The sequence below is a fragment of the Beduini sp. genome (genome assembly GCF_047239305.1).
GTDB lineage: Bacteria > Bacillota_I > Bacilli_A > Erysipelotrichales > Coprobacillaceae > Beduini.
In genome coordinates, this window is record NZ_JBKTEM010000005.1 from 66,765 (window position 1) to 79,806 (window position 13,042).

At 35.9% G+C, this 13,042-nt stretch carries 9 protein-coding genes; 8 read left to right on the top strand and 1 reads right to left on the bottom strand.

Annotation, left to right across the window (positions count from 1 at the left end; genetic code table 11):
* Positions 1 to 55 precede the first annotated feature (55 nt).
* Positions 56 to 1,087: a M42 family metallopeptidase gene (locus tag ACLRVU_RS09405; RefSeq protein ID WP_147551716.1), complete on the bottom strand. Its 1,032-nt coding sequence runs from the start codon at positions 1,085 to 1,087 to the stop codon at positions 56 to 58.
* A gap of 130 nt (positions 1,088 to 1,217) precedes the next feature.
* Between ACLRVU_RS09405 and truB the strand changes: the two genes are divergently transcribed.
* From truB to ACLRVU_RS09445, 8 genes are all read left to right on the top strand, one after another.
* Positions 1,218 to 2,063 carry a tRNA pseudouridine(55) synthase TruB gene (gene truB / locus ACLRVU_RS09410; protein ID WP_147551718.1) on the top strand — a complete coding sequence of 282 codons (846 nt, stop codon included), beginning with the start codon at positions 1,218 to 1,220 and terminating at the stop codon, positions 2,061 to 2,063.
* Entirely contained in the window at positions 2,063 to 2,992 is a 930-nt protein-coding gene (gene ribF / locus ACLRVU_RS09415) for a riboflavin biosynthesis protein RibF (protein ID WP_412097010.1), read from the top strand. Before truB ends, ribF begins: the two co-directional genes overlap by 1 nt.
* A gap of 118 nt (positions 2,993 to 3,110) precedes the next feature.
* The gene (locus ACLRVU_RS09420; protein ID WP_147551722.1) at positions 3,111 to 4,931 is read left to right on the top strand and encodes a dockerin type I domain-containing protein; all 1,821 of its coding nucleotides are present in this window, start codon (positions 3,111 to 3,113) and stop codon (positions 4,929 to 4,931) included.
* Positions 4,932 to 4,947: 16 nt separating this feature from the next.
* Positions 4,948 to 6,387: a cadherin-like beta sandwich domain-containing protein gene (locus ACLRVU_RS09425; RefSeq protein WP_147551724.1), complete on the top strand. Its 1,440-nt coding sequence runs from the start codon at positions 4,948 to 4,950 to the stop codon at positions 6,385 to 6,387.
* 115 nt (positions 6,388 to 6,502) lie between these two features.
* The gene (locus ACLRVU_RS09430; protein ID WP_041138179.1) at positions 6,503 to 6,841 is read left to right on the top strand and encodes a type II toxin-antitoxin system PemK/MazF family toxin; all 339 of its coding nucleotides are present in this window, start codon (positions 6,503 to 6,505) and stop codon (positions 6,839 to 6,841) included.
* A gap of 51 nt (positions 6,842 to 6,892) precedes the next feature.
* Positions 6,893 to 8,518 carry a CPBP family intramembrane glutamic endopeptidase gene (locus ACLRVU_RS09435; RefSeq protein ID WP_412097009.1) on the top strand — a complete coding sequence of 542 codons (1,626 nt, stop codon included), beginning with the start codon at positions 6,893 to 6,895 and terminating at the stop codon, positions 8,516 to 8,518.
* A 97-nt stretch (positions 8,519 to 8,615) separates the two neighbouring features.
* Entirely contained in the window at positions 8,616 to 10,055 is a 1,440-nt protein-coding gene (locus tag ACLRVU_RS09440) for an extracellular solute-binding protein (protein WP_147551728.1), read from the top strand.
* Positions 10,056 to 10,066: 11 nt separating this feature from the next.
* Positions 10,067 to 13,006: an EAL domain-containing protein gene (locus ACLRVU_RS09445; RefSeq protein WP_412891633.1), complete on the top strand. Its 2,940-nt coding sequence runs from the start codon at positions 10,067 to 10,069 to the stop codon at positions 13,004 to 13,006.
* Positions 13,007 to 13,042: the final 36 nt, after the last annotated feature.

Sequence of the window (13,042 nt, forward strand, 5' to 3'; positions counted from 1 at the left end):
AAACTTCTTTATTGTATTATTTTGGCAAAAAAAGACTCGATTATGAAATCGAATCTTAATGTGTTAAATATAGGGCTAATAATTTCATTGAATTTTCTACACCTTGATAATGAGAACGCTCATAGCCATGACTGGCAAAAACACCGGAACCGATTAAAGCGGCACGAATGTTGTTTCCGCCACGTAAGGCAGCAGAAGCGTCGGAAGAATAAGAAGGATAGATATCTACGGCATACTGTAAGTCATTTGCTTTTGCCAATTCAATTAATTTTGAAGTCATTGCATAATCATATGGACCGGAAGAATCTTTTGCACAAATCGATACATCATACTCACTACAGGCAAGATCTTTACCAATGCATCCCATATCGACGGCTAATACTTCGGAAATATCATTAGGAATATATGCCATACCATGTCCGACCTCTTCAAATGTAGAAATCAATACTTTTACGTTATATTGAGGCATTATGTGTTGATCATGCATGTATTTTAAAACCCCGAAGATAATGGCTACGCTTAGCTTGTCATCTAAGAAACGTGATTTAATAAATCCATTTTCAGTAATCACAGTTTTTGGATCGATGCAGATATAATCACCGTTTGCAATTTCTAGCTTTTCAGTGTCTTCTTTTGTTTTTACTATTTCATCCAAGATTACTTCCATATTTTCTTCTGTTCTTTCCAAAGTGGCGGCATCATTATAGACATGAATAGCCGGACTGGTGGAAAAGAATGTGCCTGAGTAAGTTTTATTGGTACGGGTATAGATCGTACATTGTTCACTATCCAACGTAGGTAAGATAGGACCACCGACACGAGTAAAGGCTAAGCGACCATTAGCTTTAATACTTCTTACCATAGCTCCTAATGTATCAACATGAGCAGAAACACCAATAGTGCGGCTGCTGTCTGTTCCCGGAACCATAATAATGCCATTTCCTTTCTCTGTCATTTCAAAAGTGAATCCTAATTCCTTTGCATACGTTTCAATCTTTTGCATGACACCATGTGTAAATCCGCTTGGACTGTCTGTTTTTAAAATATCGGTTAAGACATCTAATACATATTGTTTATCAAAATTCATTCTGTTTCTCCTTTTATTAAACTCTATTATTATTTTACATCTTTTAAGTGAATATACAATATTATTTTCCTTTTAAATAAAGACGGAATTTGTTAAAATAGGTAAAGTAATGAAGAAGGGTGAAAAAGACATGGATGGGATCATATTAATCGATAAACCGTTAGGATATACAAGTCATGATATTGTAGGGAAAGTAAGAAGAGTACTGCATACAAAAAAAGTGGGACACTGTGGAACATTGGATCCGGAGGCTAGTGGTGTTTTAGTGGTTTGCGTCAATAAAGCAACCAAGGCTTTACAGTTTTTAACGAGTGAAGATAAACACTATGTAGCTACTATTAAGCTGGGGATTTCTACAGATACTTATGATATGACTGGAACAATTCAAAACCAAGTGCCTTATCGCAATGATATATCACTAGAACAGCTAAATCATGTCTTAACTCAGTTTAAAGGGAAACAAAAACAGATACCGCCGATATATTCCGCAATCAAAGTGAATGGAAAAAAATTATATGAGTATGCCCGTGCCGGTGAAACTGTGGAAATTCAGCCACGTGATATTGAGATTTATTCAATAGAATGTGTAGCATTAAACGAGGATGAAATTCAAATTCGAGTGCATTGCTCTAAAGGGACCTATATCCGGTCATTATGTGTGGATATTGCTTGTGCATTAGGTTATCCGGGATGTATGAGTGCATTAAAAAGAACTCAGTCCGGACCTTTTAAATTAGAGGACTGCGTCAGTTTAGAAGCGTTGGAAAACAATCAGTATGAAATGATTGCCTTAGATGAAGCACTGGCTCATTTACCATCCTTAACAATTGAAGATGAAAAGATTGTTTATCATGGAAAAACGATTGATTCTGCATTAGAAGGGCAGATCGCTATAAAAAACAAAGAAGGACATATTTTAGCCATTTATGAGCAGTCAGGCAATCACACTTTAAAAAATGTAAGGGGGTTATGGTAGTGAAGGTATTACATTATTATTTGAATGAACCACTCACCTTAAAACAACCGATTGCCTTAGCGATGGGATATTTTGATGGGCTTCACTTAGGGCATCAGGCTCTAGCCAATAAGGTAAAGGATTTTGCATCCGAGCATCAAATCGCTTCTGCCTTGATGACCTTCTCGCCGAATCCTTTGATTACTTTAGGGAAGATGGAAGCTGAACATCATTTAACTTCTTTTGAAGATCGGGCAAAGCTTTTAGAAAAGATGGGAATCGATTACTTGATTATTGTTAATTTTGATAAAGCAGTAAGTCAGTTATCACCGGAAGACTTTTTTAGGCAGTTTATTCGACCTTTAGACATTCGCTGTTTGGTATGCGGCTTTGACTATCATTTTGGTTCAGGCGGCAAGGGCAATGGCAAACTGCTGAAAGATTTGGCGGCAGATCATTTTGAAGTTTATATTCAAGAAGAAATCATGATTGATCAGCAAAAAGTAAGTTCGACTCGTATTCAAAAAGCATTGTGTGACGGACAGGTGCAAACAGCCTGTCATTTATTAGGACGACCTTACTGCATCAAGGGCGAAGTGATTAAGGGACGTCAGATTGGGAGAACGATCGGTTTTCCGACAGCTAATGTAGATTACGGAGAATATGCGGTTCCTAAAAATGGGGTTTACGGAGTAAAAATAGAAGTTGATCAGCAATTATATATGGGAATGTGCAATATTGGGTATAATCCAACTTTTGATTCATTGGAGCAGCGTTCATTGGAGGTTAATATCTTTGATTTTGATCAGGATATCTATGGGAAGATTGTGCATGTCTATTTTTATTGTTTGATACGCGATGAAGTGAAGTTTTCTTCACCTCAAGAGTTGATTTCACAATTAAACAAAGATAAAAAGGAAATCATTGGTTATTTTTTAGCCAATGATTAAATGTTTTTACCCATAATTTACCATTTTTACCAATTTTGATTATGTAATTGACAAAATAAGTGGATTATAGGATAATCTGTAAATAGAGAAGTGTGCAATTAAAAGGGGGAGTAAATCGATGCATAATAAGAAGAAAATAACGTTGTTATTAATGGCGTTTATGATGATTATTCCTGCGTTTTATAGATACGGTGAATCTGTTAAGGCGGAGGATAATGAGAACAACATTAGTGATATTGACAATACTCACTTTATTGTCATGGATAAAGAGGGGAATGTAGAATATATAGAATATAATAATGAGGCAGAACCATTAGCGGTATCTGATGAAGATGAAACCTATCAGGTTGTTTCGGTACGTGGTGAAGATGAAACTGTCTTAGGGGAATACGATACCTATGAAGAAGCCAATGAAGTAATGGAAAAGTCAAAATATTATCGTTCAGCCGGAGATGTGATGGTCAAGGCGAATAATACGGTTCGTACAACAAACTATGGGTTAGCTCGTTTGAAAAATCAGGTGATTTATTATACTGAGGTAGATTCGGGAAGAACAGGATATATTCATGGCGGAACAGCGGCAGATGCAGCTTATATCAGTACAAGTGCAGATGGCCGTACGATCCGCATCAAAGTTTCCGGTGTGGTGATGGATGTGGCAGCTGGGTACATAGCAGGTATTGAAACCAATATAGCTGACAACCGAGTTAGTTTTTATGAAGTCGATAATGGGGTTTTATACCATGCTTCACGCTATTACAGTGGGTCTAGCTATCCGCTTTCTTATGCTCGTGTAGGGGTTAAACAAAGCTATATGCAAGAAGGAGCGACCTATTATAGTTATGACGGTCATTACTTCTATACAAGCTACACTAAAATGTTAGATGACTATCGTAATGGAAATTACAGTAATGCCATTAATAGTGGAAATCCATATTATAATTACTATCAGTATTTGTCCCATCATACAAAAAGTAATTTTTCAGTAAGCAGTTTGAATAGTTTTTTAAATGCTGGAATTAACGGAAGAACAAGTGCCTTAACTTCTCAAGGACAGGCGTTTATTACTTCTCAAAATACATATACGGTCAATGCTGGGTTAATGCTTGGGGTCGCTATCAATGAAACCGGTTGGGGAATGAGTGATTATGCATTGAATCGTAATAATTTATTTGGACATGCAGCTTATGACAGTGATCCTGATCAAGCAACTTATTATAAGAGTATTTTAGATAGTATCAATGGACATGCTTATGATTATGTTTCACGAGGATATTTAAATGCGATTGATGAGCGTTACTGCGGACCACATTTAGGAGATAAACACAGCGGATTAAACGTTGCTTACGCCTCTGATGGCTATTGGGGCGAAAAAGCGGCTTCGCATATGTGGAAATTAACATCTAGTGATAACAGTGACTTTGGACGTTATACGATTGGGATTTTAACTGGTGGGGAACAGTGGTTCTATAAAGAAGCTGATCCTAATTCGAAAGCAATTTATTCTAGTGCGACTATGGATGGAGCTGGTCTTGACCAAGTGTATGATTTTCCAGTAACAATCCTTGATGTTGTTACAGGAACAGATGGAAAAAAGTGGTATAAGATTATTTCTGATACTCCATTAACTGAGGAGCGTAATCAATTAGCGACAACCGCAGTTTTTAAATCTACACGTGATTATGTATATATCCCTGCTTCATCAACAACTGTAGTCTATAACGGAAGTGGGCTTGATATTCCAGATGAAATAGTTTTAAAGGGTGACGTAAATGGAGATGGAAAAATTACACCAGCAGATTATGTAAAAATTAAAAATCATATTATGGGCACCAGTTTACTTTCTGGAAGAGCATTAGAAGCGGCCGATGCAAATGGTGATGGTAAAGTAACTCCAGCGGATTATGTAAAAGTTAAAAATATAATTATGGGCAGATAGAGAAGAGGAATAATAAATGAAAAATAAAAATAAAAATAAAATCATGATAAGTGCATTGTGTACAATTACAATGGTGGTATGCATGATGACTGGATTTATTAGCAATGTCTATGCAGCAAGTGCTTCTATTTCTGCAAGTGCAAGCACTATTTATGTTGGAGAATCAGTCACTTTTACAGTTACAGTAAGTAATGGTGCAGGCTTTGTTACATTGTCTGGTGCCGTGAATGATAAGGTATGGCTAGATAATTCTTCCCAATCATACACCGTAACCGGAAATTCAGTAGGTACTTTGTCTGTTTCTATTGGGGGAGTAGTTTCTGATTATGATACTGAATTAGATGAGTCAGTATCAGGTGGCGCTTCTGTTTCTGTTATTAACCGCCCAAGTAACAACGGTGGCGGATCATCAAGTAATACACCTTCAGGTGGAGGAAATTCTAATACTGGGGGATCAACTTCGGGTGGTGCAGCTTCCGGAGGAAATACAACACCCACAACACCAACTGAAACTCCCGAAGAAGATCCAAAGTCAACAAACAACAATTTATCCGGATTATCTGTAAGTACAGGAACATTAAGTCCGGAATTTAATGCCGATACAACAGAATATACAGTTACTTTACCGGCAGATGCGACAACGATCAGCATTGATGCAAGTGCCGCAGATGAAAAAGCAGCTGTAGAGGGAACCGGAGAACATAGCTTAAAAGCAGGAACTAATGAAATCGCGATTAATGTTACTGCAGAAAACGGCGATGTTAAAACCTATTATGTAAAAGTGAACGTAGATGAAACACCGTTAGTTTACACAACCTTTAATAACCAAAAATTAGGCGTTGTCAGAAATACTGATGAAATTGGCATTCCTAATTCTTTTGAAGAAACAACAGTAACGTTAGACGGACAGGAAGTTAAGGCATGGAACAGTGCCCAAATGAATAAGACTATTGTATTCTTAGTAAATGAAGCAGGTGAAAAGAATTTCTACTTGTTTGAAAACAATCAGGTGACTTCGATTTTTAAACCGGTTGGATTATTAGGTCGAAACCTTTATATTGTTGATGTTCCGGCAGATAAGCAAAAGATGAAGGGGCTTATTTATGGAGAAGTTGTGATCAAAGATGAAAAATTTAATGGATGGACATTTGAAGACGAAGCATTTTCAAATTACTCAATCATTTATGTAATGGATGAACTGGGTAATATTAAATACTATCAATATGAAAAAACAGAAGATGCGTTACAGCTTTATTCAATGGCAGCACCAACAACTCAGGAAGCAGTAGATAAGACAAATGAAAAAGTCAATACGCAGCAGATGATCATCTATGCGCTGATTGCAACGACGCTTGTTGGTGGCGGGTTAGCAGCTTATGCATTCTATCAATTAGTACAATCAAAGAAAAATACTGGTTACAACAAGAAATTTGACTATACAAATGATGATGAATAGAAGAGTGATAATGCTCTTCTTTTTATTTTGTAAGATAAAAATTTAGTTTGTCCCTAATATTCTAGTCAATTCTACATGGGGTTAAGCATATAGTATTACTAGGGAGTGAGGATGAATGAGTATTACTAGAGGAGATATTTTTTATGCCGATTTATCACCGGTAGTAGGAAGTGAACAAGGAGGATATCGTCCGGTCCTGATATTGCAAAATAATAAGGGAAATAAGTTTTCTACTACTGTGATCGTAGCCCCTATTTCTTCAAAAGTGCAGAAAAATAAAATACCTACCCATGTCTTAATTGATAATGATCAGTTAGAAAAGAAATCGATAGTTTTATTAGAACAGATAAGAACGATTGATAAAAAACGTATTTTCGACAAAGTTGGCTGTGTTTCCGCAGAAAAGATGGAACTGATCAATCAGGCAATAAAGACTAGTTTAGATATCAAATGAATTTTCTTTTATTGGGTGAAGTGATATAATGTCATAAAGGGAGGTATGAGAATGCGTAATATTGATATAGTATATAGATCTAGAGAAATGATGATTCAGTATAAAAGAATCCTAATTCCGATTTTTTTATTTGTTTCTTTAGTTGGGGTTATCCCATCACTAATATCAAATTCACTTCTTACACTGATAGCGAGTATATTGATAATGCCTGCTACACAAGGACTTATCACTTCATCTTTAAAAGCTTATCGTGACAGTGGGGAAACGGTAGAAACATATGAAGATGGGCTATATGGTTTTAAGAATTGGACGAAATTATTTGGTACATATTTTACGTATAATTTTATAAAATTCGTCATATTCTTTATTGAAGTTATTTTGGTAACGACACTGGTTTATATGGTGTTTGGTGATCAACTGATGGAAGCAGTGGAATTGATCAGTCAAACAAATTATGGGTTCCTTAGTTATGAATATGCGTTAATGTCTGCGTTAGGCGCTGTATTTACAGTGTTGGCAATGATTGTCTTGCCAAACATTATCGTCATTATCATCACTAACATTATTTATGATTTATTCTTCTTTCCGGTGTTTTATCTATTGGAAGATGGAGTTAAAGGATTTGAAGCAATGGGAATTGCTAAACGAATGATGAAAGGCAAGAAGAAACAGTTGTTTTTATTGAAGCTTTCTTTCTTTGGTTGGATAGTGTTAGCCTATATTCTGACTGTGATTATTGGAACGGTGATTTCAATGCTGATTCCGATTGGTGATAATGGAACCTTTTTATTCACTATTATTTTATCTGCAATTATTAGTGTTTTAGTATATCGTGTTCGTTATCAATTAGCCATGACCATTTTTTATAAAGAAGTGGTCGGAGAGGATACGATAGAAATGGATGATCATTATTATGATTATGGAGAGTCTCGTTTTAAAGAGGAACTGCCAAGAGAAGATGATGATTTTTATGAAACATTCAGTAATAGGCAATTAATAATGGGGGTGGGTATATATCTACCTCTCTATTTTATTGGTGCAACATTTTTATTAAGCATTGTATTTGGACTTTTAATCAATGCCTTTGGCTGGACGGACAGCAATTTTGTCAACTCGTGGTTTAATTTTGTTGTTGATGGGACATTACTTATTATTGCCCTTTTTATGTTTAGAAACGTATTTCAATCTGCTTGGCAGTACTTTAAAAGTCTTTCTCTAAAAGAAATCGGGAAATTGACATTAGCCGGTTACGGATTGACTTATGTTGTGATGGTGGCTGGGAATATCGTAGTTAACTTATTTGATTTGGGCAGTGAAAGTGCAAATCAAGTAGCGATTGAAGGATTAATGCATAATTTTCCAATACCGATGTTGTTTGCGACGATTGTCTTTGCACCATTAGTTGAAGAATTTGTTTTCAGGGGCATTATTTTTAGGGCGATGCGCCGCTTTGGTCCAACGCTGGCAATTTTGGTGTCAGGCTTTCTATTTGGCTTTATCCATGTCAGTCGAGCTGTCTTTGCCGGAGACCTAAGTCAGTTTATACAAATAGCGCCGTATATGTTCATGGGCTGTTTATTTGCATTTCTTTATGAAAAGACAAAATCGATTGCTGTACCGATGTATTTACATGTTTTCAGTAATCTAATTTCAGTGCTTGTTATTCTGTTTATTTAATCATAGTGATTTAGTAGCTATTACAGCTACTTTTTTACGTTTAATGAACTAGTATTGCTTATATAGATGAGGTATAATGGGACAAAGGGGGATTTTTATGAAAAAGTTTATACAGTGTTTACTTGCAATTTCTTTAGGATTAGTAGTACTTACAGGATGCAGTGATAAAAAGCATGGATTGAATCCCAATAATCCAATTAGTATTACAATTTGGCACTATTATAATGGAAAACAGCTCGTTGCCTTTGAAGAAATGGTAAACCAGTTCAACCAAACTAAGGGGAAAGAATTAGGGATTATCGCAACAGCAAAATCGAAATCAACGATTAATAATCTTTATGATGAATTACGTAATGCCGCAAATGAAGAAGTGGGTGCAGATGAGATGCCTAATATCTTCGCTAATTATGTAGATTTTGCTTTAGAATTAGATAAAATGGGAAAATTAGTGGATCTAGATCAATATTTTACTAAGAAAGAATTAGATACATATGTCGATTCATTCATTGAGGAGGGACGCTTTGATGCGAAGAATTCATTAAAAGTATTTCCGACCGCTAAATCAACGGAAGTGATGATGGTCAATCAAACAGATTGGAATAAGTTTGCACAAGCAACAGGAAGCAGTCTTGAAGAACTTCAGACTTTAGAAGGAATTACGGAATGTGCAAAGAAATATTATGAATATACGGATGCTTTAACACCGGATATTGCAGATGATGGAAAAGCATTTTTCGGACGAGATTCAATGGCTAACTATATATTAAGCGGAGCTAAAGAATTGGGTGAAGAAGTATTTAAAGTAGAAAATGGGGAAGTCACAATTTCATTGACAAAGGAAACGGCTAAGAAGTTATGGGATAATTACTATATTCCTTATATCAATGGATACTTCTTGTCTAAAGGACGATTCAGCAGTGATGATGCCAAAACAGGGGATATTATTGCTTTAGTTGGATCATCTTCTTCTGCAAGCTACTTCCCGTCAGCAGTGATTGATGATGATGGAAACAGCTATCCGATTGAGTGTACGGTAATGAAAGCTCCTTATTTTAAAGATGGGGAAGCCATTGCAGTACAGCAGGGAGCTGGGATGTCGGTTTCGGTATCAGATGAGGCGCACGAATATGCATCTGCAGTTTTCTTAAAATGGTTTACTCAGGAAGAACAGAATGTTGAGTTTTCAGTAAACTCTTCTTATTTGCCAGTTCAAAAATCTGCTAATAATTTTGAAACGATTACAACGCGTCTGCAGGACAGTGAAGTTACTATGGCACCTGTTGTCAGTGATACTTTAAAAGTATCAGTAGACCAGGTTAATGATTATGAACTGTACACATCCAAAGCTTTTGACAATTCCAATGATGCCCGTAATGCGCTGGAAAAATCATTAAGTGATAAATCGAAGACAGATCGTCAAACTGTTTTGGACAGCAGTGATAAAAAAGCAGCCGTTAGTAATTTTGATACCGAAGAAAATTTCAATAATTGGTATGAGGGGTTATTAAAGGAATTAAATGAAATAATCAATAAATAGGAGTATCTAATATGAAAAAGTCAACCTCTATAAAAACTAAATTATTAAAAGCGATGATTACAGTTGTCTTAGTGCAATCATGTATTTATATAATTTTCGTTTTTGGTAGCGGGGCAATCAAGAATATCGAGACAAATGCATATAATAATATAGCAGCGACTTCTCTGACAAGAAAAAACACTGTGGAGTCAATGTTAAGTCGATATAAAAACAGTTTAGATACTTTTGAAAAAGAATTTAATAAGAATATTCAAGCGCGTGCAAAAGATTTGGGAATAGATCTGATGAGTTCGTTAACTTCAGAACAGACTTCAGAATTGCTCCATCCTTTTGCCAATGAATTACTCACACTGACAAAGAATTCCAATGTGAATGGAGGATTTATTATCTTAGATGGAAACGGTGCAATTGAAAAGCCAGCTTTGTATTTCCGTCGTTTAGATATTTCTTCTATTTCTTTAGACAACAGTGATATCATTGCCGAGTATGGATTAAGTTCAATTATGAAAGATTATAATATTACACTGGATAGTCATTGGACACCTTATGTAGATCTAAATATGATGGATTATCAAGATTTTTATACAAAACCATTTTCAGTGGTTAAAGAATATCCGGGATTAAAAAGTAGTCAGTATGGCTATTGGTCGAAAAAATTCAGTCTGAGCCCAACCGATATCGATATTTTTACCTATAGCTTACCCTTAATTGATGCTGCTGGAAATGTCTATGGGGTTGTAGGCATCGAAGTAAGCACTTCCTTGTTAGCTCAATCTATGAGTTATGATGATTTAAGTGTAGATGAAATGGGCGGATATCTGATCGCGGTAAACAGTAGGGAGGCAGACAGTCAGTATGGAATTGAATTTATCAATAGCCCATATTTAAAAGCAGTTTTGAATGGTTCTGATTTGACACTCAATATGATGGAAAATGTTCCTAATATGGCGAATGTTTCTGCACAGGGAGTGAATGAAAGCCTGGTTGCCGGGGTACATCGTATTAATATTTATGAGAAAAATGGTCCCTTCTCAAGTGACCAATGGTATTTGGTAGGGGTTGTCTCAAAAAACAATCTATTAAGTATGGTGTATACGATGGATAAAGCTATCCTTTTATCGTTTGTCACAGCAATCATGGTATCTGTGGGAATTGCTCTGCTTTCAAGCTCTAATATCTCTAAAGCGATGCTGAGGGTAATGAAGCGATTAAAAGAAAGCAATCCGGCTTCAAAAATTGAATTAGAAAAAGTGAATATTAATGAGATTGATGAATTATCCTCAGCGATTGAAAAACTGAGTGCGGATGTGGCATTTAATGCTTCTCGTTTAAGTAAGATTTTTGAATCGATTGATTTTCCGCTGGCAGCAATCGAATATAAGGATAGTGAAAATTCAATCTATTGCTCGGACAGTTTGGTCACTCTTTTGGGAATGCCGAAAGATATCAATTTAGCGAGTTTAGATGAGGTTTCAACATTTTTTGAAGGATTTTATGATAAGATTATCGAAAATGAATATGATGAGGGGACTTATACTTGCTTGGTTCCTTTTGAGGATACAAATAAATGGTTCCGTTTTGTCTTAAATGAATCGGATGATCGTTTGCTGGTTATTGTGACAGAGGTTACTAAAGAGAAGTTGGAAATGCAGAAAATGGCTTATGAACGTGATTATGATGTTTTGACCAATCTGCTGAACCGTCGGGCATTTAAAGAAAAAGCAATGACGATTATAATGGATAATTATCCGGTGATCGCTTGTGTATTGTGGGATTTAGATAATCTAAAGTATGTCAATGATACGTATGGTCATGATTTTGGAGATCTTTATATTCAGCAGTCAGCTCAGGTATTAAGTGCGATAGAAACCGGAAAAGCAATTATATCCCGACAATCAGGAGATGAGTTCATAGGTTTGTTTTATGGCTATGAGACATCGGAAGAAGCACTGAATGAAATTAAACGGGTACATGGTACTTTATCAAAAACACGTATTCAATTTCCTGATCAATCGTCTATGCGTCTGCGTGCCTCTGCTGGTATTTCATGGTATCGCGAAGATGCTTACACCTATGATCAGATGATCAAACATGCGGATTTTGCGATGTATGATGCGAAAAGACGTCAAAAAGGCATTGTTGTAGCTTTCAATGAGGATTCTTATGAAAGAGATAAAATTCTTCTGAATGATACTGAGCTCTTAAATCAGATGCTGGAAACAATGGCTGTTCGTTATGCCTTTCAGCCAATCGTTTCATTAAAAACAGGAGAAGTTTATGCTTACGAAGGATTAATGAGACCACAGATTCCTAATTTGAAAGATCCATCTGATGTGATGCGACTGGCAAAATCACAATCTAAGCTCTATTATATTGAACAGATGACATGGTATCGTGTATTGGAAGATTACAGTGCACAGATATCTTCTGACATGCCTTATAAACTATTTGTGAACTCTGTGCCAAATACCAGTCTGTCGGCTGTAGATATGAATCATATTCAGGAAACCTACGGTGCTTATTTGAAATCAATTGTAGTCGAGATGATTGAGAGTGAGCAATCAGATTTGGGGCGTTTTGAAACGAAGGTGGATCAGCTTACTCGTTGGCAGGCAGAACTTGCGATTGATGATTTTGGGACTGGCTACAGCAGTGAAACAACCGTGTTAACGATGAATCCCGCTTATGTTAAAATTGATATTTCATTAATTAACAATATTGATAAAGACAAAGATAAGCAGTTAATGGTTAAAAGCTTTTTAGCTTATACGAAAGCCAAAGGGATAAAAGTTATTGGCGAAGGGGTAGAAAGACCGGAAGAATTAAAAACATTGATTGATTTAGATTTGGATTTTGTACAGGGATTTTATGTGGCAGAACCGGATTATACAATAAAAGATATTAATGAGGAGATTAAAAAAGAAATTTTAAGCTATCATCAAAAAAATTAAATTTTGTTTTGTCTTTATGTAAAGAAAGCCATACTA